A 24907-nucleotide genomic window follows, 5' to 3' on the forward strand; every position below is an offset into this window, starting at 1 on the left:
CCTGCATGGATTTCTTGGAGGTGGATGATGAATCGAATTCTACAGCATAAATGGATATCCAGGATCTTGCTATTCTTGTTGCCGGGTGGAGCCATTTTTTTCACCCTTTTCATGGGCCGATATCAAATCGGTTTTTTTGACGTCCTGCAGGTATTGTTGCCCTGGAGCAAGGAGACATCGACCTTGCCTTCGGAATTCTGGACCATCGTCTATCAGCTTCGTCTGCCCAGAGCACTGGCGGGAGCCATGATCGGAGGAGTGCTAGCCGTCAGTGGAGCGGCGTATCAAGGGGTTTTTCGAAATCCTCTTGTCAATTCCGGCATACTGGGTGTGGCCAGTGGAGCCAGTTTCGGAGCTTCGCTGGCCATCGTGGTTTTTGGCGGCGGGTATCTGAATTATTTTCTTTCCTTTACTTTCGGCATGGTGGCGGTGATGCTGGCCTATTTTGCCGGCAGGATCTACGGGACTACACCCACTGTCACGCTTATTTTGGGTGGAGTGGTGGTATCCAGCTTTTTTGGTGCGTTTACGTCCATGTTGAAATATGTGGCAGATCCCTATTCGGAACTTCCCGCTCTGACCTTCTGGGCCATGGGGAGTTTGTCCTCCATCGGATTCAAGCACTTTGTCGCTTTCATTCCCATGTTGATGGGGGTGGGGCTGATCTACATGTCCCGATGGAAGATCAATGTCCTGTCCATGGGGGACAAGGAAGCGGCCACCCTGGGTGTGGATACAAAATTATATAAAATGTTGATCATTGGAGGAGCGACTCTGGCCACCAGTTCTGCCGTCTGCATCAGCGGAACCATCGGATGGGTGGGTCTGATCATTCCCCACATCGGTCGGATGATCGTTGGAAACGACAATACAAAACTGATCCCATGGAGCATGTCTTTGGGAGCGACGTTTACCGTGTTGGTGGATACGGCATCCCGGACCGTCAGCACATCCGAGATCCCCATCGGGATCCTGACCGCTATCGTCGGTACGCCTTTCTTCGTTTACTTGTTGAAGAAAACAAAGGGAGGTGGATGGACATGAGCCGTATTTTGGAAATCGCGGACCTTTCCTTTTCATATCCCGCCAAGGAGGTATTCAAGAAGGTATCCATCAATATGGATCAGGGGGAGATCCTTTGTCTGATGGGGCCCAACGGTTGTGGAAAAACGACCTTGTTGGATACGATCATGGGGATCCATAAAGCGGAACATGGAAGGATCAAACTGATGAACCAGGATCTGTTGACCTATAGCCGCAAGGAACTTTCCAAACTGATCGCCTATGTACCTCAGGTCCATCAAGTGGTTTTTCCATATACAGTAAAACAGATCGTGTTGATGGGCAGAACTTCTTACGTGGGAACTTTTAGTGAACCAGGCAAAACGGATCATAAAGCGGTGGAAGATGCCATGGATCTGGTAGGGATCGCAGGCATGGCCGACAAGCCCTACTCCCAACTATCGGGAGGCGAAGTCAAGCTGGTGCTGCTGGCTCGGGCATTATGCCAACAGGCACCACTCTTGATCATGGATGAACCCACGGCCAATCTGGATTTCAAAAACGAGTTGATCTTTCTGGAAACCATCGTGAGGCTCAACAAAAGGGATGATCGTTCCATATTGATGGCCACCCACTCTCCGGAACATGCATTTTATCTTCAGGGAAAGGGATCTAAGGTCCGCGCATCCATGATGAGCGGCGGCCGAATCGTGGCCCAAGGTTCCCCGGAGAAAATCATCACGGAAGAAAATATCGAACAGGTCTATGGAGTGCGATCGGCGATCCTGCTGGATCATGACCAGGAGGGTACACCGATCCGAAGCATCACCCTGAGAGGCATCCTTTGAAAAAACGACAGGAGGCGAAAAAGTGATAAAAAAAGCGAAGGTCCATGTTTGGATATGGATCGTGATATTGATGCTGGCCGGATGCAGCAATACTGCCGGTGAAATAAAGAACAACGGGAATCAGACGGATCCCAAGGAGCCCATCGTGGTAACAGACAGCGTAAACAGGATCGTGGAGATCCCTTTGGAGTGGGATGCCATTGCTACCCTGGATCCCTTCGCCGGACAATGCGTGATCATGTACGGCCACGGAGACCACATGCCGGCCACCATCAACGGAGTGAAGCGGGATCTGCTGCTTCGGGAAATGTCTCCGACTCTGGAGGATGCAGCGGTGGTGAAGGACAGCGGATCCATGAACGCAGAGGCGGTATTGTCCATGGGGATCGATTTTATGTTTGTTAAAAGCGACATGTATTTTAATGATGCAGAAAAGGACAAACTGGACAAAACGGGGATCCCATATATCGTCATCGACTACCGAACCATCGAAGAGCAGATGGAGGCATTCATGCTGATCGGAAAGGCCTTGGGGGAAGAAAAAGAGGCGCAGGACATGATCGACTGGTATAATGAATCCATAGATCTGGTAGAAGAAGTGGTATCCAAGGTACCCCAGGAAGAACGACCTAAATTGTATCATTCCGTCAACGAAGCATTGCGAACGGATGTTGACGGAAGCCTGGAGGCGGAATGGATCGGGATAACGGGAGTTTACAACGTATCCCTGGAAGATGACCTGTTCTTGAATGAAGGAAAGACCTATACCAACCTGGAACAAATCTATACATGGGATCCGGATCTGATCATCTGCAATGAAAGCGGGATCGATGAATTCATATTGTCGGATCCAAAGTGGGGAGGATTGCGGGCCGTACGGGAAAAGCAAGTATACCAGATCCCCATCGGTGTTTCCCGCTGGGGTCATCCCAGCAGCACGGAGACTTCACTTGGGATCTTGTGGCTGGCGGATCTTTTGTATGCCGATTATTTTGACGACTTTGACTTGAAGCAGGTCATGTACGACTATTATTTGCGATTCTACGAATATGACGCATCCGATGAAATGCTGGAGAAGATCTTGTCCGGTAAAGGCATTCGAGCACCCAACTAAAAGAAAGTGAAATGGATAGGAGGAATTTTATGAAACTGTTGCTGTGTATCGACGACACGGACAATTTGGAAAGTATTGGAACCGGCGAATTGCTGGAGAACCTGTGCAAAGAACTGGAAGGACCGGGATGGGCCCGTACCGGATTTATTTCCCGTCACCAATTGTATGTCCACGAAGACATTCCTTACACATCCCACAACAGTTCCATGTGCACTTCTGTTGAACTGGAAGATGACCGGATGGAAGAACTTGTCCGGTTTGCCCGAGAGTATTTGATCAAACATGCTGCAGAAGGATCGGATCCGGGATTATGCATCCTTGTTCCGGAAAAGCTGACTTCTCTGGAAAAGGAAGGATTGATGGAGTTTGGACAGCGTGCCAAGATCGAGGTGTTGGATAAAAACCAAGCCTACGATTTTGCCAAAGCCCACGAGCATGCCCTTCTTCTCAGCGAGCATGGCGGCACGGGAGACGGGATCATCGGAGCCCTTGCGGGATGTGGATTGCGCATGTACGGAAGCGACGGCAGGTTGAAGGGGAAAATAAAACCCCAAGATCCTGGAGAGGTCCAAAGGGCAAAAGAGGTTTGCGAGCGGTATGGATTCGGCCAAGTCCTGACGGAAGAATTCGAGCCCATCCCACTGGATGATTTGGTCATGTCGGCAACTCAGATCAAACCGGTCCTGTGGAAACACGAACCCGTCGTCTTGGTGGAACCCTTTGACGGAGAAGAAGCCCAGTGGAGGATCATTGAGAAAAACGATCTGAACAAAAAGAGGATCGGACGATGAATTTTTGGTCTGAAAATGGCGAAAAGAAGATCTTTGCTGGAGGCAAGGACCACTATGAAGAAGCAGCGGCCCTTGCAGGAAAATGCATTTACTTCAAGGAAGATGATGAGGACGAGCAAATGGCCCCCGAAAAGATCAGTTGCTACAATTGCCGGTATCGACGATGGACGGCCGACAGTTTTCAATGCATGAAAAAGGATTGAGACGGATCGTCAATTCACACCTACATATTTTTTCAGCGTGTTCAGCACGGTCTCTCTGCTTTTGGGATCCGTTCGGATGCGCTGAAATTTTGTCTGGAGATAGTCCCAGAAAGCGGCGGTGAGGTAGGGTTCGTTCAAGGCAAATACAACGGACGATGGTCCGGATTTGGCCACGATGGCGCCGGTATTTTCTTTTACATACAGGGAAAAATCCCCACCAATCTGCGTTTCCGTCAAGTGGACATGATAATTGGGGACCGTCTCCAAGATATGAATGATATGGCGAAGGTGCTCCAGATATTCTTCTTTGGAGTAATAGATTTCCGGCAGATCAAAGATGTCTCCAAAAAGAATGGGGATCTTTTTTTCGTTCCATTCGTTTATATCCGGCAGATGTAGGATCTCTGTGAAAGTGTGATTGGATGTTGTATCGTGAAAGGATCGAATGCGTTGCTGATGGATCTCCAAAAGATCATCCCGTATGGAACCATGGTATCGACGCATCCAGGAAGCAACCATCTTTTCCGGCAGGGTCACCAGGGACAATCCGTTGTTCATCAGGATGGTATTGCTTTCATGTTTGTCAAAATTCAAAAGAAGGCCTATGCAGGCAGGTTGGTCTTTTTTTGTCAAGATCGTCATCAAGGGACGGCATCGCGCCAGGTAGCTTTCATATTCCTTCTGGAAGGAAGCAACGGCATCCGGATCGTGCAAAAGCATGTTTGCTGCAGCGTTTTCCTGGCTGCCTACGGACGTGGAGACCAGTGCGCTGACAGAAGGAGCAACGAACAAGGTCCGTTTAAAGACACCGTCTTTTACTTTCGGGTAGTAGTAGGGTTCGATGGAGCCGGTCATGTACAAGGGCAGCCATCGGCCGATGGCGGAAAGCAATTCGTCCAGATCCCGGTTGATGTTGTGGATGATCTTGATCTTGCATCCGAGGAGGATGACTTCCTGCAGCAGGCTTGCCCACTTGGCGGTAAAAGACAGGTCCTCCGTCAGCCAGCTCATGTTTTCATCGCTGTATAAAAGAAGAGGCACCGGTTTTTTGGTGTGGATCACTTGAGATAGAAATTCTATGACGGCATCTCTTTTCCCCTGGATGCCATAGTGGAATTGGATCGGTTCAGCATCGGGAACAACAGAAGCGGAGGAAGGACGTTTTGGATTTTGGTCGAAAGAAAAGGAAGAAAAGCGATGGAGAAAATGATCCATGTTTCCCGTTTTTCCAACCACATTTCCATCCAACCATTGAAGCAAGATCGATGACAGATCGTCCAGAGCAGGTTCGATTCCCCAGTCGGATCGAAGCGCTTCCTTGAGCGCATTGATCTGATATTCTTCTTTCAGATTCTTTGCAAAACAACCGGCCATCCGTTGAAGGTAGCCGGCACCGGAAACAGGTTTCCTGCTTCCGTTTTTCAAGCGGCTGATGTGGGAGGCGTCCAAGGAAGTGTGCTTCGCCAGTGTGCTGTTGGTCATGTTTGTCAAGGTCATCAAATATTGCAGTTTATCATGAAATTCCATAATATACATCGATCCCTTCCCGTGAAGTTCTTGTTTACATTTAACACTTAGTCACGGTTCGTGTCAAGAGAGTTTTCGGACTTCTCTTTGAGGTTTTTTTTCTTTCGCCATGGCAATTTGCTTTTTAAAGCTCTGCCGATGTATTTCTTAACGATCCTTTTCAGGGAGTCGAATTTTTCTTCCAATACTTCCTGGGTCTGTGGATCCAACTCCGGTTTTTTGTTTTTCAATTCCTTCCAGAGTCCGAGGGTATCTTTGGTAGCGTCCGGTTTCAAGGTCCCGTTGGATGCACCAAGCATGTCGAACAGTCCATCCAGGAGGATCCGGCGTTCTTCCAGGTCCATTTCTCCCACCCAGGATTGAATGATCTTTTCATTCATCTTGGAGAATTCACTCAGCTTGCCTTCCACAAATCCGTTTGGAGAGATCATCCAGCGAAAAGGATTGTGCTGGTCGAACATTTTTCCCTCCGAATCGACAACGATGGTTTTGCCGAGAAGGGGGAAGAACTTCCCGACGATGGTGTCTTCCGGCATGAAGTGAAGGATCCGGTCTTCCACTGGTTGAAAATCCTTTCGGTCCAATACGCTGAAGTTGAATCCCAAGCCGTCGAAACTGTAGATTTTTTGAAGTCGATCTTGATCGCCGGCACCGATTTTCGTGGCAGAGTAGACGGACAAGTGACCGCCTTTGGAATGACCGGCTAGGGCAAAGGTGCTGGATTCCATGGATAAGACCTTTTTCAGATAGATCTCTGCAGAATCTTGGGCAGGGATCTTTTCCTTGTAAAAGGTTTGGAAGTCTTCCTTCCAGCCTACCCATTTGTTGTCGGTCCCACGGTAGGTGACCACGAATCGGGGCGTTCGATGGAAAATATCATGTTCCAGAAGAAAAAATGTCAAGGCGGCAAATTGCTGGCTGTTGTCATAATCGATTTTTTCTTCAAAATAAGCCAAACCAACGGATCCGAACCGCGGAGAATCGGCGATCATGGACAGAAGATTCAATACATTTTTGTCGTAGGAGGAATTTGGCTGGTAGTCATTTCCCAGTTGCTGTTTTCGTTTTTGAAACAGGTTTGCGGCGTGATGAAGTGTGATGTAGCGATGGCTGTCGCCCGTCGTTCCCACGATTCCGTTCCAGTTGACATAGCTGATCATGGTAAAGACGGCTGCATCCAGTTCATTCATGGGGTCGTACTCGAATTTGATATCCTTGCGCCATTGCACATAATCCAATAGGTTCATTTGTTGTTCTCCTCACATTAGGAAGGTGTACCGTCCCATAGCCTCATTATCCCATGTCCTGAGGTTCTTGGCAATGGAGAACCGATCGGATCACTTCAATGTGAAAGTAGTATATCGAATGTCGTCGGTGTACCGGATACGAAGTCCGACTTCTTCAGCAATGTATTCCATGGTTTTGGGAGTATAAAAGGAAATGTGGGTGCGGTCTCGAATGTAGTGCCAACCGGCAAAGCTTTGGGGATCGTTTGGGTGAAAGTGGGTCATGACGGCCAGGATGCCGTCTCTATTCAACAAGCTTTTGAGGAGCCGAAAAGCGGTCAGTGGATCTTTCAAGTGTTCCACGACTTCCGTGCTGCTGACCAGATCGTATTTTTTATTTTCATAGGATCTCCAAGGGGAGTAATAGTAGTCATAGATATCCATCTTGTATCCGTAGTCACGCTCCAGCAATTGTGCCAGGACTGGTTCCGGGCCGCTGCCGAAATCAAATCCTCTTTTCTGGTCGGGTGCAAAGGGCAGGATTGCATTTTCAATGAAGGCTTTCAAAAAAGCAACATATCCAGGATCTTCCATGGAATTGTTGTGGCTGTTATAGATTTCAAGCTCGTCTGCTTTGGTCAGCAAGTCTTTTTCATCTTTGAAAATAAAATCGCAAAAGGCACAGTGATGATACGCTCCAAATTTTGTTTCTTGATATTTTACCGTGTTCGAGTTACATATTCTGCATCGTTGATCCATAAATTCTCCTTATCACGTTTTTGTTCTTTCCGGCATGTACAAACCGGCAAGTGAATAGTAGGGTCCATTATAGCACAGATCAATTGTTTGAATGATCAAAAAAAAGGTACAATTTAAGAAAGAACCGATTTTCTGTATTTTGGTGAAATCACCAATGGACAAGGTAAGCGACTATATGAATGGAGACCATGCTATGAAGATTTTATTTCTACCGATTCTCCAAATCCCAACAGGTCATCATGCTGTGGCCGACTCCCTGATTAGTTCTATCAAAAAGCGGCGGGACAATATCGAATGTTCCAAAGTGGATGTTTTTTCCTATGCCAATCCGTCCCTTGAAAAATTTCTACGATCCACCTATCTGCGCTGGATTCGACGTTTCCCCAACTCTTATGGTCGGATCTATTTGGACACCATGCATGCATCCCGCAGGGATAAAACCTTTGGGGTGCTGAAAATATTTGCAAAACACATGAAGCGGTTGCTGGAGGAAGAAAAGCCGGATCTGATCGTCTGCACATCCTCCATTCCCTCTCATATTTTGGAGATCCTGTTGGATACGGGTTACACAACAGCTCCCATCGTCAACGTGTATACTGATTTTTGGATGAACAACCTGTGGGGAATAACCTATGCAGACTATCATCTTGTAACGGACCAAACTTTTAAAGAAACGGTGTTGAAGGTTGGTCCCAAAGAACCTTCCAGGGTATATGTTACAGGAATACCAGTGGATGAACGCTATATGGAACCAAAACCTGTGGAGCAGAACAAGCTGCAGCCGGAGATCTTGGTTTCCGGAGGGAGCATGGGGCTGGTTGGCGCCAAAAAAGTGGTCCAGCAGATCGAATCCATGAGCGGTCATGGATATTCCGTTACGGCCCTTTGTGGAAGAAATAAAAAACTGTACGAAAACATCAGCCATTCCAATACGGATGTGAAACCCATACCCTACATTCATTCCAGTGAAGCCATGAACCGGCTCTATGACCGATGCGGCGCCATCATCACCAAACCCGGCGGGGTGACCATGAGCGAATGCCTCCACAAACGGTTGCCTGCTTTTATTCACGGAGAACTGCCGGGACAGGAAGAGGTCAATAAAAACTATTTGATGGAACGTGGACTGGTCCATTCTTTAGACTGGAACCAGCCACTGATTCAACAGCTGGACCGGTTTTTTCTGGATGACGAAGAGGTTCAGGCCTGGCGCAAACGAGTGGATGAGTATCTGGCAGAAATTGAAATGCCTTATTGGGAAGCCATGTTGAAGATCATCGATGAAGTGGAAAAAGGATAATGGAGGACGTTGCCTTGAATTGGATCAAGTGGACTGTCGGATTGATTGCAGGTGCGTTTGTCATCTACGATTTACTCCCGGATCTCTTGGCTCATCGACTGGGGATCGGCGCCTGGAAACGGCACTATGGTGCAGGAGTCGTCTTGACCTTTGATGATGGACCGGATCCCCGATACACGCCGGATTTTCTGGATTTTCTCCAAGAAAGATCCATCCCGGCTTGTTTTTTTGTGGTGGCGAAAGACGGACTGGAGCATAAGAATATCCTGCTTCGAATGAAGGAAGAAGGGCATCAGATCGGTTGCCACGGATGGATGCACCGGCATGGATGGTCCCGGTCCCCCTGGAAAACCTGGAGAGAATGGACACGAGCTGTAGAGGCACTGGAAAAGATCCTGGACCAGGAGATCCTTTATGTGCGGGCGCCGTGGGGTGCAGTCAATCTGGCACTGATGGTATGGTGCAAGGCAAAGGGAAAGCATCTCATTGGCTGGACCGCCAAGGGTTGGGACTGGAAAAACAAACGTCGCCCGGAAGAAATCGTTTCCGATCTTTTAAAAAAGGCAGATCATGGCACCATCCTCCTCCTTCACGATGGTGGAGGGGAAGCCGGTGCGCCGAAAAATACGTTGGAAGCTCTGCCCTTATTGGCAAAAGGAGTGCTGGAGGAAATAAAAGTTCCCTTCGTCCCCCTGGAATTGTCGGACTGGACCTGGAGAAAGAGGATCGGATTTCGACTGTGGGAGCAATGGGAAGCTTTTTATGCAAAACACAACCAGGTGGAACGGATCAGTTTTCAAAACGCCTTTCGCATCGCACAAGGAGTTTATGAAGGTCCCGATCTTATGGGAGAAGACGGCAACCTGGTCGCTCGTCGTGGAGATCGTGCAGGAATGATCCATCTGGAAAACATCCACTTTCAAAAATTCGGAACAGATCCAAAGCGGATCGCATTGCGATCGATCCGGTTGGTTCGAAATTCCATGAAAGAGTTGGCAGTGTTTTCTGCAACGGATCCAAGATACAAGGATGTGGATGTATTTGTGGGTCTGACGCTTCTGAGCAGGGGGGTGAAAGGAGTGGGATTCCATGTAGAGGAAGATTCCGCTCCCCCTTCCAAAGTCATTGGATGGATCCAGCAGATGGTGTATCGGGTCTATAATCCGGCAAACTTGAAGCATACCGGCGAAAATGAATCCACACCAAAAGTGGTGTGGATCAGCAGACAGGAATTGATGGACAAATATTTGCCCTCTTCAGGAGACGTCCACGCCCAGGACCTCTCGTAGGATCATAGGGATCATGTAGCCGGCATTTAGCAGAAATGCCGCTTCCGGCTGGTAGGATGCCAGGGTCTCGTTATAGTAGGTTTCTTTCAACAGCTGGATCAGGCCGTCCAGATCCAGACCTTCTTCATATCCTTCCACCAGCAGCTCCTTGGTTCGCTCCACGTTTCGGCTGGAAGCGTCAAAGTAGTCCTTTGCGTCTTTGCCATGGACAAGGCCGTAATGAGGGATCAAAACATGCTCCGCTTCTTTGGAAGCGGCTTTTTTTATGGAGTCCAGAGTAGCCTGGTGGCCTACCAGATGGCAGGGGATCACATCTTCCACCCCGTCACCCAGGGTGCCGAAGGTCTCGTTGGCAAGGAGAAGATCCGCTTCCTTGCTGTAAAAAGCGATGGCGCAGCGGGTATGCCCCGGTGTTTCCAGCACTTCCAGGGTCATGTTCCCAAAGTCCAGAAGATCGCCCTCTTTGACCACCAGATCAATGGCCAGCTCCACCGGAGCTGGTGGGAACGAAGATACCCCAAAAGACTGGGCCACGTGCTCGTTCATTTCTTTCAAGACCCTTTTTGCAGTCGGCCGCTGCAAGGCCTTGGCGGCGTGGGCGGAAGAAACCACAAGTGCTTCCGGCCAGCGGGCTTTTACATAGGGAGTCCCGGATACGTGGTCGTAATGGGAATGGGTGAGAAGGATATAATCGAGGGGACGCCCCTGTAAATGGTTCTCCAAATTTTTCACGACGGTTTCTGCACAAAAAGCAAAACCGGAATCGATGAGGGCCGTCTTTTCATCGCCGATGAGCAGATAACACTCTCCGCCGGCTACAGCCCCTACATTTACGATGTCAAACATGGCAAAATCTCCGTTTCTATAAGGATTGGTGAATATTTCCTCTATTTTAGCACAATTGTCAAAAGGTGGGGTGATTTTTATCCACGGGGGAGTTCTTTTGCAGGAAGGCATTGTTTTGCCGGTTCAATTGTGATACTTTTGATAATGTATATTTCAAATACTAAATCTAGTTTGCAAATGGAGGAAAGTATGCACAAACGCAGTCGAGTTTTGGCAATGATAGTTCTCGCGATTTGGATGATATTGAATACAAAACCCGGAGTGTCGGCCCAGTCCGTGGAAATGGACTTTGACGCCATGTTCCATGGTCACGGTTCCGCCATGTTGCTTATTGACCCCGACACGGGACAAATTTTGCATGCCAACGAAGCGGCATCTAAATTTTACGGATATGCCGTGGATGAACTTGCTATCATGAATATCAACGACATCAATACCTTGTCCTCTGCAGAAACCGCAGAAGAAATGGAAAAAGCCTTGGAAGAAGAGCGAAACTTCTTTGTATTTCAACACCAGGTGGCCTCTGGAGACATAAAAACGGTGGAAGTGTACTCCTATCCCTTTGTTTACAAAGGACAACGGATTTTGTATTCCATCATTCATGACATCACCCCAAGAACCATGCTGGAAGCAGAAAATCGTCGGATGGAATTCGCCATTATTGCCGGATTGGCGTTGGTTTTGGTCTTGAGCCTGTTTTATGCCTTTCGATGGCGGAAAAATCACAAGGATTTGTTGATGAAGACGAAGGAGATCGAAAACTTCAACGAACTGCGAAAAGCGTTTATAGATGCCGACGATCGATTGATCTACCTGAAAGATGAGAATCTGCGCTACCTGTTTGTCAATACCGCCATGGAACACTTTTACGGGATCCCGGAAGAAGACTTGATCGGGAAGGAAGACCAGGAGATCACCAGTAAGGAGTTTGCAGACCTGCGACGAAAAACGGATGAAATCGTGTTGACGGAAAAACGACGCCACGAGCAGGATGTCCAATGGAACGATCGAATCTATAAAATCAATAAATTTCCCATACAGCTCATGAACGATAACACAGGTGTAGGTGCCTATGTGGAAGACGTGACAGAAGAGCGAAACCATCATACGGAGCGGGAGCGTACATTGATGCGCAACGCCATCTTGGTGGACGTGTTCACAAAATCCTTTTCGGACACCCGGGAACAATTGAAATATGTTTTGGACCGAGCCATGGAACTGACGGGGAGCCGATTTGGCTATATCTTTCAGTATGACGAAGAAAAAGAAATTTTTGAGATGAACACTTGGTCTGACGATGTGATGGAGGCCTGTAAGACTGCAGAGGTCCAGACCATATACGAACTGACTAAAACCGGGTTGTGGGGGGAAGCGGTCCGACAACAGCGGGCCATCATCGACAATGACTACCAAGCACCTGGTCTCATGAAAAAAGGCCTCCCTGAAGGACATGTGATCATGAAGAATTTCATGACCGTCCCCATTTATTTTAAGGGCAAGATCGTGGCGACCATTGGATTGGCCAACAAAGAAACGGACTATGATGCCTTGGATGTGGATCAGGTGACGGTTTTGATGAATGGCGTATGGAATGCCGTTCAACAAAAAAGCGGAGAAGAGCAGCTGCAGTTGCTGCTGGATTCAACAGCGGAAGGCATTTACGGCATGGATCTGGAAGGCCGATGTACTTTCATCAATCGCAGCGCTCTGGAATTTCTGGGTTATGAAGAGGAAGGGGCATTGCTGGGGACCAACATCCATGAGGCGATCCATTATCGTACCAGGCAAGGACACCTGATGCCCTTGGATGAATGTCGAATCCGCATCGCCGTAGAAGAAGGCCGGGGAGTCCACGTGACGGACGAAGTATTCTGGAGAAAGGACAATACATCTTTCGACGTGGAGTATTACTCGTATCCTCAGTATCGACACGGCGAACTGGTGGGAGCGGTCGTCACTTTTGTCGACAGCACACACCGCAGGAAGTTGGAAGAAAACCTGTATAAAGAAAAAGAACAGTTTCGCACCACCCTTCTGTCCGTTGGAGATGCGGTCATCTCTACAGACAATCACGGTCGCATTCAAGTCATGAACCCCATTGCGGAAGAACTGACTGGATGGACCCAGCAGGAAGCGCAAGGGAAACGATTTGAAGAGGTATTCCATATCATCAACGAATACACGAGAGAAATATGCGAGAACCCGGTGGAGAGGGTATTGGAGATCGGAGAGATCATCGAACTGGCCAATCATACCATTTTGATCGCCAAAGATGGAAAAGAGATCCCTATTGAGGACAGCGCAGCCCCCATTACGGATATAAAGGGCAGAACCACCGGCGTGGTCATCGTTTTCCGGGATTTTTCCGACAAACGGGAAAAAATTCGAGAGATCGAATATTTGAGTTTTCACGACCACTTGACAGGACTGTACAATCGGCGGTATATGGAAGATTCCATTCGACGACTGGACGCACAGCGGAATTTGCCCTTCACCGTCATGGCAGTAGACGTCAACGGCTTGAAACTGACCAACGATGCCTTTGGTCATCGGATGGGAGACCTACTGCTCCAGAAAGTGGGTGGGCTGCTCAAGGAGGTTTGCAGGGCGGACGACATCCTGGGAAGAATGGGTGGAGACGAGTTTGTCATACTCCTGCCGAGTACAACGGATGAACAGGCAAAAAGCATCAAACGAAGGATCATGGAAGCGTCCACTACCATCAAACTGGATTCGGTGATCGTCTCCCTGGCGGTTGGTCATGCAACGAAAGAAAACATGGAGCAAAGCATGGGATCGGTGATGACCCTGGCAGACAACAACATGTACAAGGACAAGCTCAAGTACGGAAAAACCATGAGAAGCCAAACCATCGAGGTGGTGTTGAAAAACATCAACTTGAAATACGATAAAGAGCAAGTCCATACAGAACGGGTTTCCCAGTATTGCGAAGCCATTGCAAGAAAAATGGATTTTTCGGAAAAGGAGATCCAGGACATCAAAACGGCAGGAGTGCTTCATGACATCGGAAAGATCATGGTGCCGCCGGAACTGTTGAACAAACCGGGCCCATTGACGGAAGAAGAGTTTGAAATCGTGAAAAGACACCCGGAGATCAGCTATCAGATCCTGAAATCCGTGGATGAATACGCTGTTTTAGCAGAAGACGTGTTATACCATCACGAACGGATGGACGGGCAAGGCTATCCGGAAGGTCTCAAGGGACAGGAAATTCCGAAAAACGCCAGGATCATTGCTGTGGCCGATGCTTATGAAGCCATGACTGCCAATCGATCCTATCATGTGCCAAAGACAAAGGAAGAGGCCATTGCCGAGTTGGTCCGATGCGCCGGCTCCCAATTTGATCCAACGATCGTAGATGTTTTTGTGAAAGACGTATTGTCATGATTCTTTTTTCGGCGGCGCTTTCGTAAAGAATGTCATGATGAAATAGCCTACTGCCAAAACGATGGTGATGGCTATTTTTTCTGTATGGCTTTCCACAGGACAGGCTCCCGGGGGAAGCCCTCTGCGAGATATGTAGATGCTGTATAAGGTAAAAAGCCCCATGATCAGACTTGCATAAAAGACGATGTTGGTCCATATCGGGTCGATTTTCTTCATTGGTATCCGGCACCTCCTTTGATATGGTATAGTGTAACATAGGACGTATCAGATGACTATAGGAGGATGAAAATGGATCACAATCGACATGTATTGTTTCTCCACGGGTTTGGTGGAGGCCCTCAGGAAGCGGGTCCCTTGCGTCAACTGTTGGAAAACGAAGGCTATCAGGTTTCCTGCCCTGTTCTTGCAGGCCATGAGGATATTCCGGATCACTTGGCCAGGGTCAAATATGACCAATGGATCGATTCTGCCAGGGTAGCATTGGAACAAACGGAGGTTCCTGCGGAAGAGGTTGTGGTCATCGGATTTTCCATGGGTGGACTGATCGCCACCAACCTGTCCGTTGACCGTCGATTCAAGGCCTTGATCACCATCAATACACCGGTGGATTTTTGGAATCTACCCCAAGTCGTCGAAAATTTGATGGAGGATGTAAAAAAACGTTCCGTAAGAAATACGAAGCGATATCTGGAGGCCAAGAAAAATTCCCCGGTCCATGCCATGCTGGAATTTCACCGCATGCTGCAAAAAACCAAAAAGCGTTTTGGTTCCATCCATTGTCCCCTGTTGGTGGTTCAAACCAAGGACGACGATACGGTGGGGCTGAAAAGTCCGGAATACATCTATCGAAAAGTTTCCAGCCGTCAAAAATCCATCGCCTATTTTTCCAAAGGGGCCACGGAGTCTTGACCAGTCCCCATGGAGGACCGGTCATGGAAAAAGTGGTGGAGTGGATCAAAAATACAGCGGATTAAAAGCGGATTAAAAACGGAGGAGGAATTTATATATGGTGACAGAAGCATTTAAGCGTTTGTTTTGGGGTTTTTTACTTGTTTTGTTGGATTTTCGGATCAGCGGTTGGGATATTCTTCCGGATGTGATCGGATACCTGTTCTTTGTATCCGCCCTGAAAGTGTTGGCAGAGCAAAGCGATTTTTTTCGCCGTTCCATCAATCTCAACATGGCCATGATCTTCCTGTCCATCGTGTATTTATATGAACAGCCCAACAACCAGGGTGGTGTCAGCTATGCCCAGCATCCCCTGGGCGGATTCGGAGCCTTTCTTGGATTTATCGGTTTTTTCGTTTCCCTGTTGTTGATCTACCGCATCTTCATGGGGATCAAGGAGATGTCGGAACAAAATGGATATGTTGATCTGGCCCAGGAGGCCCAAAAGCGCTGGAAGCAGTATCTGTTTCTGCAGTTTGCCGTTATTTTGGCCTTGTTGCTGATCCTTGTACCGCCCCTGGCCCTTCTTTATATCCTTGCCATTATCGTATTTAATGTTGTGTATGTATTTGTGGTGCTTGGGTTTTTGCGCCGTTGTCGGGAAGCTTTTGCTTCCCTGGATTGAAAGGAGTTCACATGTATCGCATTGAAGAGTTGCGGGTGAAGGAATTGATGGAAAAGATAGCCCAACCGGTTTTTCCGGGTCCGGCCAGCGGCAGTGCCGTTGCTGTAGGAGCAGCCATGGGAGCCTCTTTGTTGGAGATGTCCTGGAGGGCAACATTAAAGAAAGACCCCCAGACACCAAATGGAGATGCCAATCTGGAACGGATGAAGAGTGGAGGAGAAACGCTTCTGGAACTGGCCACCAAAGACATGGAAGGCTACAACGTGTATGTGAAATCCGCATCTTTAAAGAAAACGGATCCAGCCGCCTACGACGAGGCCCTGCTGACCGGGACGACACCTTTGGTGGATATCGCCATGGAAAGCCTGGCACTACTGGAACTGTTGGATCAGGTCCAACCGGATTGCTTCGTCAAAGTGCAGGGGGATCTGGCTGGAAGCGGGACCCTGCTCCATGGAGCGGTCCAAGCTGCAGTGGTGGCCACAAGGATCAATCTGGGGCTGATGGTTTATGGTGATTATCCAGGCAAGGTGGGCAAACAGTTGGCGGAAGCCGAAGAGAAAGCATCCCGCTTCTATGAGAAGATTATGAACAGGGTCAAAGGGATGCTGCCCGACCGGCGAAAATAAAGACAAAAAATTTACACCTTGTAGCTATGTAGGTATTCCACTAGGGGTATATACTTACATAGAAGTATATCGATGGGAGAGATCATCATGAAATGGAGCGAACGTTTTACCAAAGCAGGCAGAGGCCTGGCAAAGGCCGTCGGCCGTTATCCCTTGACTCTTGCTTTTTTGCTGGCTGCGGCGATCGTCAATGCCATGGCCATCGAAGATGCCACCATCTTGGAAACGACCCACAACAAGTTGTTTGCCGCATTCATTGTCGGTGCTTTTTTGGCCACATTGGGTCAGGTCATTTATGAAAAAATTGATGGGTCGACTGCAAAACGGTGGATTTTAAGTGCTGTTTCTGCAGTGTTGACTGGCGGATATCTGTGGATCATCTGGGGTGCGCCCCAGTTTGGGATGGAGATCGTGGTGCGGACAGCGGCCTTGCTGTCTGCCATCATCATTGCCATCATCCTGGTTCCATCCTTAAAAGGCAAGGTTAATTTCAACCAGTCCTTCTTGGGTGCCTTCAAGGCGTTTTTCATCGCCGGGTTCTTTTCCGGCGTCATCTTTGCCGGGTTGGCCATCATCATTGGAGCGGTGGACCTGTTGCTGTTCTCCGTAGACGAAATGCTGTATGCCCATACGGCCAACATCGTCTTCAGCTTGTTTGCCCCGATCTATTTTCTGTCGCTGATCCCCAATTACTGGACGGCGGAAGAGGAAATCGTGGATCGGACGGTAGCTTGCCCCAGGTTTTTGGAGATCCTGATCTCCAACATCTTGATCCCGCTGGTATCCATCTTCACTGTGATCTTGGTCTTGTATATCGGATTGAATCTTAGGGGAGAGTTCTGGTCGGAGAACTTGATCGAACCCATGCTGGTGTCCTATTCCATCGTGGTCATCGTCATCATGTTCCTGTCCGCCAATTTGACCAATCGATTTGCTACCTTGTTTCGCAAGGTCTTTCCAAAGGTCCTCATTCCTTTGGTTGTGCTTCAACTGGTGGCCTCCGTGCTGAAGATCGGGGACGTGGGTTTGACCCATAGCCGATATTATGTGATCATGTACGGGGTCTTTGCAGCGGTGGCAGGAGTGGTCTTCAGTTTTTTAAAACCGACCAAGTCCAGCATCATCGCCATGGTTTTTATGGCATTCAGTCTCCTGTCCACGATCCCGCCGGTGGATGCATTCGGCGTCAGCAGGCGAAACCAGATCGGAACGCTGGAACAGGTCCTTGAAAGAAACGACATGCTGGTTGACGGAGAGATCGTCCCAAAAGCGGATCTTCCCAATGATGACAAGGACATGATCATCAATATCACGGAGTACATCTGGCGCATGGGCTATACGGAAGATGTATCCTGGTTGGGGCCGAATTTCAACTACTACAACAATTTCGAACGGACCTTTGGTTTCAAGTGGGATGATTTCTACAACGACGGAAAGATGTATCGAACCTTTTATCGAAATCAGGAAACGGCCATCGACATCAGCGGATACGACGGGTTGGCCCATATGCGATACTTTGGGGAAAATCCGAAAGAGAATTTAACAGATGCCGTACAAATCGTACATCAGGGGAACACCTACGAATTGGATTGGGCCATCGAGGGGGATGTCCACAACCTGATCTTGAAGGACGAGGCAGGAAACATTTTGGCATCTTTCGACTTCAACCAGGTGTTTGTCCGATTTGACGCCATAGAGGATATGGAAGAGATGCGAAAAGGTCTGACCAACGAGGAAGCGACTTTTGAAGCGGTTGGAAACGGTGCCGATTTAAAAGTGATCATAGAGTCTTATGAAATGTATCCTACCGGTCGGGATTCGGAGGAATGGTCCATCAACAGCGAGTTCAATGCATTGATCGATATCAAAGAGTAAGAAAAGAGATCATGAAACAAGAAATTTAGATGCAGCGATGAAGAAAATCCGGATCTCCGGATTTTCTTTCAGTTTAGGTAGGGAAAACCTGCCAAACATGATAAAATAAAATGCATTAAATATACAGCTGGGAGGTTGGCTGATATGAAATTGGGTTTTGATCCCGAATTGCTGCGGTATCGAAGAGAAGATCCCAAAGTGACAGAACAAATGAAGAAAAAGCGACCGCCGCAAAGGGAGGTGCTGGACGGACAACACATGCGCAAGCTCTACGTGGAGCCCACGGCCAGATGCAACCTCCATTGTGACATGTGTCCAAGGCATACCTGGATCGATGAACCCATGGGAGACATGACCATGGAAGTCTATACCAAACTCCTGAAAGATGTGGAAGAAAACCGAGATTTGGAATGCATCTTTTTCGGCGGGGTGGCGGAACCTATGAGCCATCCCAGGATCATCGAAATGGTCCGGTTGGCGAAGGAGCTGCACCTTTCCGTGGAATTGATCAGCAACGGCAGCATGCTCCATGAAAAGAACATAACAGCCTTGCTGGATGCGGGCTTGGACAAGCTGTGGATCTCCTTGGATTCCCAGCACATGGACAGCGAAGAAAAAACCACCGGTGCCAACGGGTTTCAGCGAACGAAAAAAATGCTGCAGACCTTTCAGCAGAAGAAGACCCAAAGCAATCCTTATGCTCAGCTGGGGATCTCCTTTGTCGCCACCAAGTCCAACATCCACATGTTGCCGGAGGTGGTGGAAATGGCAAGGGTCTCCAATGTGGAGGAGGTCAAGGTCTCCAATCTGATCCCCTATACGGCAGACATGGAGTCAGAAGTGCTTTACCAAAAATCTCTGGCCTGCGATCTCCACAAGGAAGACCCCAACAACATGCCCTTCATGTTGTTGAATCTTCCCATTATGGATTTTGAAGACATTCCTGCTGAAACGTTGAAGGATTTGATGCGGCAGAAGGTGGATCTGCAGATGGGAAAAGACAGGATCTTGCGGAGAAACCGATTTTGTCCCTTTATAGAGTCCGACAGCGTTTTTGTCCGATGGGACGGAGAAGTAAGCCCCTGTTTGGCCCTGCTCCATACCAACAAGACCTACCTGCAGGGCATGGAAAGGACCATTTACCATTGTTCTTACGGCAATGTGAAGGAAAGATCTTTCATGGAAATATGGACGGATCCGGAATATGCTGCCTTTCGCAACAAAGTGAAGGAGTTTGCCTTTTCTCCGTGTCCCACCTGCGGCCATTGCACCTATGCAGAAGAAAATATGGAAGATTGCTATGGCAATGAATTTCCCACCTGCGGCGCCTGCATGTGGGCGGAAGGTTTCGCCCAGTGTCCTTAAAAAATCGACTCACAAAAAAATAGAGAAAGGGTGTTGATCATGTTTGGATTCGGAAGTTTGTTTGTCGTCGTATTTTACTTGGTATTGTCTCTGATCCCTTTGGCGATCTTGTATTTCATCATCAAGCTGGCGGTAAAGAACGCCATTCGGGAAACAAGAGAAGAAGAACGGTTGCGGTAGGGATCGAGGGGATAAAATGAACGAGAAGAAATTGATCCTGGCCAGCGGTTCTCCCCGAAGGCGGGAGCTGCTGGCTCTGATCCAAAAAAACTTTGAAGTGATCCCATCCCACGTGGATGAAAAAGCAATGGAAGAAAAGATCTTCAAAGACAGCCCAAATTCTTTTGAAGAAAAGGTTGAGATGCTGGTGAAGCAGCTGTCTTTGGAAAAAGCCAGGCAAGTGGCAAGGCGCTTTCCACAGGCCATGGTGATCGGTGCCGATACGGTGGTGGTCCACGAAGGCAAGGTCCTGGGAAAGCCGGAGAACAACGCAGAAGCATTTGAAATGATCCGCTCCCTGGCAGGTCAGATCCACCGGGTGATGACAGGCGTTGCCGTCTGCTGGAATGGTAATGAAGATGTCTTTATTTCACAAACCAAGGTGTGCTTTCTTCCCTGGGACGAACAGATGGAAAGAGAAGTCGAAGGCTATGTGAAAGATGGACATCCCATGGACAAGGCTGGAGGATATGGGATCCAGGAAACCGCCGGATTGTGGGTGGACTGGATCGACGGGGATTATTTCAATGTGGTGGGTTTGCCGGTAGCCAAACTCAATAAAGTCATGGATCAGATGAAGAAGGGAAAGTGAAAGGACGTCTCCAGGGTTGGATAAACCGGAGAGACGTCCTTTTTCATATAATTCATATCCGAGTAAGGGTATACTCCTTGTCTCGATGATCGCCCAGGATGCATTCACTGAGGGTGCGGTTGGCTTTCCAAGTCAATTTTATGGTTTGTATACTGGGATAGTTGGGGTCATCCGGCTGAAATGGTCCTGCGTCCAAAACGGCAGTGAGGTCGTCTTCGTCTTTGTCGCTGTCGCGGATGACAAAATAATCGATTTCCAACTTCAACTGGTTTCCGCCGACCCACCGTCTGGAGGTTTCTGTAAAAGCATATCCTTTGACTTCCGGTATGAGTTTGTTTAAAAATCCCCGATTCCAGGAAATTCTCCAAGTGGTGCCGTCAAACAACCCGCCATTTTCTCTCCAACGTCCCATGATATTGCCTGGAAAATAGTGCTTGGCAAATAACTGGGCGATTTTATCCTTCAAATCATCGGATATGTGGTTGGTGTTGCAAAAGGTGGGAAAGTTCAGGTATTTGTCAAAAATCTTGTGAGGAGTGGGGCATCGGGCACCGAACCAGCTGTTGATCTCCCCTGTATTTGCTTTTTCTTCTTCATTGGCCCAATTGAAATAGATCTCGTGATAGTTTTCGATAGCTTCTCCAATGGTTGCCTGGATGTCGGAAACGGCTCCACGTTCCAGCTTTGCCAAAAGAAAAGCTACATCGCTCATGTACTGCATGAAGTAGGAATGGCGCTCATCCCAGGCTTTGGATTTGCTCTCGTCCCCATTCATTTCTTCAATGACATGGGCAAGTTCGTGGTAGATGGTCTGGACCTTTTTGAAAGATTCCAGGCTCTCGGGGATCTCATAAAGGTACATGATGTTTTTTCCGGGGTGATATTTGGGGTCGCCGCTTTTGATCATCTCTATATCGGACAGATAATCAAGGGCACCCATGTAGGTATCTACGTTTCCCAGGATCAAATGCTGACCGGCCAGAGTTCCCAGGGGGTATTGGATGAATTGTCGAATCAAGCCCTTTAAATCGATGCGGGGAAGAAGAATGCCGTCCAGCTGGATCTCTTCGATATTTTCCCCATTGCTGATGATCCGGATGAAAATCTCCAGTTTGTCCAACTCAGCTTCTGCCAATGCATTGGCATAGATCCGATAACGGGCGTAAGGACGTTTGGCATCGGCAGCTCCATCATCAGGCAGCAGTTCTGCAGTCAACTGTGCTTTTTCCACCACTTGTTGTGCTGCTTCATTGGTCAAATGACCTTGTTGAGACTTGGCATAAAATTCGAATTGCAGGCTGTTGGACAAGTCTGCATCCGTTTGGAGATTTTTCTTTTTTTCATCATATTTCAATACTTTGATGGGTAAAACAAAGGACTTCTCCGTCCGCTTGTTGGCTTCTTCGTCCTTGTAGCATTTAATGACGATGGGCTCCTTCAGCTGTTTTGGAACCAGGATGCACTCGTTGAGAAACAAGGCGGAGTATGGTTGTTGTGCCACATAGCCGTTCATGTTGGCTTCCAGAGTATAATTCTTTTTCACGCGACAGCTGAACTTGTTGAAAAGATCTTTGGGCTCTGTGATGTTTTCGATCAGTTTGAGCTCCAATTTTCTTTCGGATTCCAGGACCTTTTCCGTTTCCAGCAAATTTGGATCGAAGGCATAATTGAACTGGACGGGGACGCTGCACTGGATGATCAACGGTTCTTCGTTTTTCAGGTTGGTGACAAAAACACCTTCCTGAGGATCGATGGTAAAAATCGCCAATGAAAAATCCACGTTGGCTTTCATGACTTGTCCTTCGTATAGTGCAGAAATTTCAAAACGGATCTGCCCGGAAGAGTTCTTCAACAAAGAATCATTGGTAGTGATGTAGTGATCAGATCCTGACGATTCCACCAAATCACAGCCGGTGACGCAGTCAATGGACGCTTCGGCGACGATGGTCGGTTCTCCCAGAATCACGCCGTCTTCAATGTCTACCTTTACCACGTGGGCTCTCAATGGAACCAGATCGCCTGGAAGCACAAAACGGGAGCTGGGTGCTTCCACGACCAAGCGGACGTAGGATTTCTTCTTGGCTTGAAAATCCGTATTCAATACGTTGAGGATGGATGCGATCCCAACAGAACCGAGTGATGATACCAGCATGGTACCGAAATTTGTGGAGCTGGAGTTGGTTACAAACCCTTTTCTGATTTTCACTGTGCGGACCTCCTTATATCAGGTTTTATGTTATGGCATAGATTGATTTCCGGGCATATGGGACATCCACCCATGCACATGCTACGATCGGTGCAATCGGGGCAGGCAGTCATGGCATGTCGGCGGAAGGAATCAAAGGCCTGGCCGAACCATCCTTCTTGGATGCCATGTTGTTTCAAATCCACATCATAGGATCCTGTTTGATCGAAGCTGCAGGGACGCATGACAAGGTCCGGACCAATGTAGGCGGAAAATCTTCCAGATTCACAGGAATCAAAAGTTTCCGGAGAAACATCCTTGGCAAAAGTAACGATCCCTGGAACACAGCAGGAATCAAAGCCGGTTTTGGAAGCAATGTCAGGCTGGGTCAGCAAATGAAAGAATTGCGGGACCCTGGGATCATTCTTTTGCAAGACTCGTTCCAGGGTGCCATAGCCCACCGGTTTATGCAGCAAAAATACCACCCGGTCAATGCCTGGAGGGATGGTGTTTGTGGAGAGCATGCGGATGGCCTCGTCAATGCTGTTGTTGCCCAGGACAAAATGAAGATTGGTCGTTACCCCTCTAGAAGCCAGCATATCGATTGCTCTTTCCATGTAGGTTGTTTTATAGTAGCTGACGGCAGCTGCGCCGCAATAGGCGGCAATGGCATCAGCGTTGTCGGATGTCAGTCCATAGCCGGATGTAGTAAGGTTGGGGACGATATCCGCTTCCCGGGTCAGGGACAAGATCTCATGAAACGATTCATGCATGTCCGGATCCCCCCGTCCTCCAAGCGCAACTTGGTAGACTTTGCCCCGACATTGTTGGATGATCTTGCTGTAGTCTTCCAGGGTCATGTTCGGTTGTTTTACGCTGGCACCCATTTGATAGCATTGGGTTCCGGCTTGCTGACAGCGGCCTTCCAGTCCATGGGTGCAATGACCCATGATCCCGATGTCCAGTAAATGGGGAAAGGAAGCCATAAAGGGATCAACGCCAGTGTCTTCTCCATGAGCATTCAATATTCCACTTCGAAAATAATCGCCGTTGGTTGTTTCAAATGAAGAAACAAACCCATTTTGATCAAAAATCCTAAGAAGACTCATGATGCTTCTCCTTTTTTGAAAATAAGGAAAGAACTGCTCCAGCGATCAACAATACCGATCCGATCCCGTAATTTGCCTGTTCGGCGATGTTGCCTGTGGCCACACTGAGCAATAACCCTGCTAGCAAACCCGTTTTTAGCAATGCCATCTTCTGAAAGGAATCATCCAGACCAGTTGGGATCAACTTAAGGAACAAGCTCAAGAATTTTCGAACCAGATAATCGATCAAGGCTGGCAATGGACCGCTCAATCCTGCAAAAACCACAAAAGCCAGAAGAATAGGCAGAAAGCTCTTGTCAAATTTACCGTTTCTTGTGATCAAGTTGCTGAAAATGAAAGCAAATCCGGATCCAAGCAAAACTAGACCCAAATGATGCAGTTTTCCCGGAATTTGGTGAAGACTGTCCTTGAATACCATCCAGTTATTGGAGTAGGGGATGGAAAACTTTCTGTTTTTCTTCATTATGCCGGCAAATATGGGAAGGATGATGCCGGACAAAGAAAGGATATACAAGGGTTTTCCAACAAAAGCGGCGATATAACCAGCCAAAGTAGGAGGCATGAAATCTCCGAAACTCATGGGACCGTTTCGAGTTGCCGTAATGTATCGAAGGACCGAGCCCAAGGGTTCCCGATTGAAAAAGGATAAGATGGAACCGATGACAGGAATTCGATATGTGGAAAAGGAATAATCCACTCCCAAAATCAACCAAAGAAAAAACAGGATGGACAACAAGATTCCGTTGCGTTTGAAATAAGAAAGGAATGCATCCTTGATGCCGTTTGGATACCTGGTTTTTATGTTTTGGGTGTCCAAGTCAGGAGCACTTTCAAAATCGTAGGTTTCCTGTTCCATACTGCGAGAAGACTCAGTAATCTCGCTTTGGTGCATTTGGGAAATGTCCACTTCTTCGCCAAAATCGCCGATTGTGATGGGAATGTTTTCATAATAGATCACATCTTCGATGGGATCGTTCCGATTGGTTCTTCCGTTTTTGCCCATTGGTCCACCGCCTTTTGTTAAATAGTTGACTTATATTTGTCCTA

Annotated in this window: 23 protein-coding genes; 15 read left to right on the top strand and 8 right to left on the bottom strand. The window is 48.1% G+C overall.

Annotation, left to right across the window (positions count from 1 at the left end):
• Window positions 1–27: 27 nt before the first annotated feature.
• From J0B03_RS08385 to J0B03_RS08405, 5 genes are read left to right on the top strand one after another with little or no spacing between them, the layout of a single operon-like run.
• The gene (locus J0B03_RS08385) at window positions 28–1044 is read left to right on the top strand and encodes a FecCD family ABC transporter permease (RefSeq protein WP_207299168.1); all 1017 of its coding nucleotides are present in this window, start codon (window positions 28–30) and stop codon (window positions 1042–1044) included.
• Window positions 1041–1850, top strand: a complete 810-nt coding sequence (locus J0B03_RS08390) for an ABC transporter ATP-binding protein (protein WP_207299169.1) — start codon at window positions 1041–1043, stop codon at window positions 1848–1850. Before J0B03_RS08385 ends, J0B03_RS08390 begins: the two co-directional genes overlap by 4 nt.
• 22 nt (window positions 1851–1872) lie before the next feature.
• Window positions 1873–2964: an ABC transporter substrate-binding protein gene (locus tag J0B03_RS08395; protein ID WP_207299170.1), complete on the top strand. Its 1092-nt coding sequence runs from the start codon at window positions 1873–1875 to the stop codon at window positions 2962–2964.
• Between the two features lie 29 nt (window positions 2965–2993).
• Entirely contained in the window at window positions 2994–3755 is a 762-nt protein-coding gene (locus tag J0B03_RS08400; RefSeq protein WP_207299171.1) for a hypothetical protein, read from the top strand.
• The gene (locus tag J0B03_RS08405) at window positions 3752–3958 is read left to right on the top strand and encodes a hypothetical protein (RefSeq protein ID WP_207299172.1); all 207 of its coding nucleotides are present in this window, start codon (window positions 3752–3754) and stop codon (window positions 3956–3958) included. Before J0B03_RS08400 ends, J0B03_RS08405 begins: the two co-directional genes overlap by 4 nt.
• A 9-nt stretch (window positions 3959–3967) precedes the next feature.
• On the opposite strand, the gene J0B03_RS08410 is transcribed toward J0B03_RS08405, so the two are convergent.
• The 3 genes from J0B03_RS08410 to J0B03_RS08420 all read right to left on the bottom strand — a co-directional run bounded on the left by J0B03_RS08410 (window position 3968) and on the right by J0B03_RS08420 (window position 7356).
• Window positions 3968–5494: a hypothetical protein gene (locus tag J0B03_RS08410; protein WP_207299173.1), complete on the bottom strand. Its 1527-nt coding sequence runs from the start codon at window positions 5492–5494 to the stop codon at window positions 3968–3970.
• Window positions 5495–5532: 38 nt separating this feature from the next.
• The gene (locus tag J0B03_RS08415; protein WP_207299174.1) at window positions 5533–6732 is read right to left on the bottom strand and encodes an Mbeg1-like protein; all 1200 of its coding nucleotides are present in this window, start codon (window positions 6730–6732) and stop codon (window positions 5533–5535) included.
• Between the two features lie 90 nt (window positions 6733–6822).
• A complete protein-coding gene (locus J0B03_RS08420; RefSeq protein WP_207299175.1) occupies window positions 6823–7356 on the bottom strand; it encodes a class I SAM-dependent methyltransferase in 534 nt (177 codons plus the stop codon).
• 307 nt (window positions 7357–7663) lie between these two features.
• Between J0B03_RS08420 and J0B03_RS08425 the strand changes: the two genes are divergently transcribed.
• Both J0B03_RS08425 and J0B03_RS08430 read left to right on the top strand, forming a co-directional pair.
• A complete protein-coding gene (locus tag J0B03_RS08425; RefSeq protein ID WP_207299176.1) occupies window positions 7664–8770 on the top strand; it encodes an MGDG synthase family glycosyltransferase in 1107 nt (368 codons plus the stop codon).
• Window positions 8771–8784: 14 nt separating this feature from the next.
• Window positions 8785–10059 (top strand): polysaccharide deacetylase family protein, encoded by a 1275-nt coding sequence (locus J0B03_RS08430; RefSeq protein WP_207299177.1) that lies wholly within the window; start codon window positions 8785–8787, stop codon window positions 10057–10059.
• Here J0B03_RS08430 and J0B03_RS08435 read toward each other — a convergent pair.
• The gene (locus J0B03_RS08435; RefSeq protein ID WP_207299178.1) at window positions 10027–10905 is read right to left on the bottom strand and encodes an MBL fold metallo-hydrolase; all 879 of its coding nucleotides are present in this window, start codon (window positions 10903–10905) and stop codon (window positions 10027–10029) included. The genes J0B03_RS08430 and J0B03_RS08435 overlap by 33 nt on opposite strands.
• A gap of 243 nt (window positions 10906–11148) precedes the next feature.
• Here J0B03_RS08435 and J0B03_RS08440 point away from each other — a divergent pair, with 243 nt between their 5' ends.
• Window positions 11149–14313, top strand: a complete 3165-nt coding sequence (locus J0B03_RS08440) for a PAS domain S-box protein (RefSeq protein WP_207299179.1) — start codon at window positions 11149–11151, stop codon at window positions 14311–14313.
• Here J0B03_RS08440 and J0B03_RS08445 read toward each other — a convergent pair.
• Window positions 14308–14529, bottom strand: coding sequence for a hypothetical protein (locus tag J0B03_RS08445; RefSeq protein WP_207299180.1), 222 nt, complete (start codon window positions 14527–14529; stop codon window positions 14308–14310). The genes J0B03_RS08440 and J0B03_RS08445 overlap by 6 nt on opposite strands.
• A gap of 72 nt (window positions 14530–14601) precedes the next feature.
• Here J0B03_RS08445 and J0B03_RS08450 point away from each other — a divergent pair, with 72 nt between their 5' ends.
• The 7 genes from J0B03_RS08450 (at window position 14602) to J0B03_RS08480 (ending at window position 20566) form a co-directional block, all read left to right on the top strand.
• On the top strand, window positions 14602–15222 hold the full coding sequence (locus tag J0B03_RS08450; RefSeq protein ID WP_207299181.1) for an alpha/beta hydrolase: 621 nt from the start codon (window positions 14602–14604) through the stop codon (window positions 15220–15222).
• Between the two features lie 97 nt (window positions 15223–15319).
• Entirely contained in the window at window positions 15320–15886 is a 567-nt protein-coding gene (locus tag J0B03_RS08455) for a hypothetical protein (protein WP_207299182.1), read from the top strand.
• A gap of 11 nt (window positions 15887–15897) precedes the next feature.
• Window positions 15898–16515, top strand: coding sequence for a cyclodeaminase/cyclohydrolase family protein (locus J0B03_RS08460; RefSeq protein WP_207299183.1), 618 nt, complete (start codon window positions 15898–15900; stop codon window positions 16513–16515).
• An 87-nt stretch (window positions 16516–16602) separates the two neighbouring features.
• Window positions 16603–18390, top strand: coding sequence for a DUF4153 domain-containing protein (locus J0B03_RS08465; RefSeq protein WP_207299184.1), 1788 nt, complete (start codon window positions 16603–16605; stop codon window positions 18388–18390).
• 144 nt (window positions 18391–18534) lie between these two features.
• Complete coding sequence (locus tag J0B03_RS08470; protein ID WP_207299185.1) at window positions 18535–19755, top strand: SPASM domain-containing protein; 1221 nt, start codon at window positions 18535–18537, stop codon at window positions 19753–19755.
• A 39-nt stretch (window positions 19756–19794) separates the two neighbouring features.
• Window positions 19795–19935, top strand: coding sequence for a DUF6019 family protein (locus tag J0B03_RS08475; protein WP_207299186.1), 141 nt, complete (start codon window positions 19795–19797; stop codon window positions 19933–19935).
• A gap of 16 nt (window positions 19936–19951) precedes the next feature.
• Window positions 19952–20566, top strand: coding sequence for a Maf family protein (locus J0B03_RS08480; protein ID WP_207299187.1), 615 nt, complete (start codon window positions 19952–19954; stop codon window positions 20564–20566).
• Window positions 20567–20618: 52 nt separating this feature from the next.
• On the opposite strand, the gene J0B03_RS08485 is transcribed toward J0B03_RS08480, so the two are convergent.
• From J0B03_RS08485 to J0B03_RS08495, 3 genes are read right to left on the bottom strand one after another with little or no spacing between them, the layout of a single operon-like run.
• Window positions 20619–22772 (bottom strand): hypothetical protein, encoded by a 2154-nt coding sequence (locus tag J0B03_RS08485; RefSeq protein WP_207299188.1) that lies wholly within the window; start codon window positions 22770–22772, stop codon window positions 20619–20621.
• Window positions 22769–23860 (bottom strand): radical SAM protein, encoded by a 1092-nt coding sequence (locus tag J0B03_RS08490; RefSeq protein WP_207299189.1) that lies wholly within the window; start codon window positions 23858–23860, stop codon window positions 22769–22771. The genes J0B03_RS08485 and J0B03_RS08490 overlap by 4 nt, the downstream gene beginning before the upstream one ends.
• Window positions 23847–24863, bottom strand: a complete 1017-nt coding sequence (locus J0B03_RS08495) for a hypothetical protein (protein WP_207299190.1) — start codon at window positions 24861–24863, stop codon at window positions 23847–23849. The genes J0B03_RS08490 and J0B03_RS08495 overlap by 14 nt, the downstream gene beginning before the upstream one ends.
• Window positions 24864–24907 lie beyond the last annotated feature (44 nt).

This window comes from Alkalibacter rhizosphaerae (genome assembly GCF_017352215.1).
Classification (GTDB): Bacteria; Bacillota; Clostridia; order Eubacteriales; family Alkalibacteraceae; genus Alkalibacter; species Alkalibacter rhizosphaerae.

Coding starts and splice junctions, on each gene's coding strand:
- J0B03_RS08435 (WP_207299178.1), bottom strand. CDS start 10,905: ATGTTTGACATCGTAAATGTAGGGGCTGTAGCCGGCGGAGAGTGTTAT.
- J0B03_RS08465 (WP_207299184.1), top strand. CDS start 16,603: ATGAAATGGAGCGAACGTTTTACCAAAGCAGGCAGAGGCCTGGCAAAG.
- J0B03_RS08410 (WP_207299173.1), bottom strand. CDS start 5,494: ATGTATATTATGGAATTTCATGATAAACTGCAATATTTGATGACCTTG.
- J0B03_RS08495 (WP_207299190.1), bottom strand. CDS start 24,863: ATGGGCAAAAACGGAAGAACCAATCGGAACGATCCCATCGAAGATGTG.
- J0B03_RS08455 (WP_207299182.1), top strand. CDS start 15,320: ATGGTGACAGAAGCATTTAAGCGTTTGTTTTGGGGTTTTTTACTTGTT.
- J0B03_RS08480 (WP_207299187.1), top strand. CDS start 19,952: ATGAACGAGAAGAAATTGATCCTGGCCAGCGGTTCTCCCCGAAGGCGG.
- J0B03_RS08475 (WP_207299186.1), top strand. CDS start 19,795: ATGTTTGGATTCGGAAGTTTGTTTGTCGTCGTATTTTACTTGGTATTG.
- J0B03_RS08415 (WP_207299174.1), bottom strand. CDS start 6,732: ATGAACCTATTGGATTATGTGCAATGGCGCAAGGATATCAAATTCGAG.
- J0B03_RS08445 (WP_207299180.1), bottom strand. CDS start 14,529: ATGAAGAAAATCGACCCGATATGGACCAACATCGTCTTTTATGCAAGT.
- J0B03_RS08490 (WP_207299189.1), bottom strand. CDS start 23,860: ATGAGTCTTCTTAGGATTTTTGATCAAAATGGGTTTGTTTCTTCATTT.
- J0B03_RS08425 (WP_207299176.1), top strand. CDS start 7,664: ATGAAGATTTTATTTCTACCGATTCTCCAAATCCCAACAGGTCATCAT.
- J0B03_RS08385 (WP_207299168.1), top strand. CDS start 28: ATGAATCGAATTCTACAGCATAAATGGATATCCAGGATCTTGCTATTC.
- J0B03_RS08400 (WP_207299171.1), top strand. CDS start 2,994: ATGAAACTGTTGCTGTGTATCGACGACACGGACAATTTGGAAAGTATT.
- J0B03_RS08450 (WP_207299181.1), top strand. CDS start 14,602: ATGGATCACAATCGACATGTATTGTTTCTCCACGGGTTTGGTGGAGGC.
- J0B03_RS08390 (WP_207299169.1), top strand. CDS start 1,041: ATGAGCCGTATTTTGGAAATCGCGGACCTTTCCTTTTCATATCCCGCC.
- J0B03_RS08405 (WP_207299172.1), top strand. CDS start 3,752: ATGAATTTTTGGTCTGAAAATGGCGAAAAGAAGATCTTTGCTGGAGGC.
- J0B03_RS08460 (WP_207299183.1), top strand. CDS start 15,898: ATGTATCGCATTGAAGAGTTGCGGGTGAAGGAATTGATGGAAAAGATA.
- J0B03_RS08470 (WP_207299185.1), top strand. CDS start 18,535: ATGAAATTGGGTTTTGATCCCGAATTGCTGCGGTATCGAAGAGAAGAT.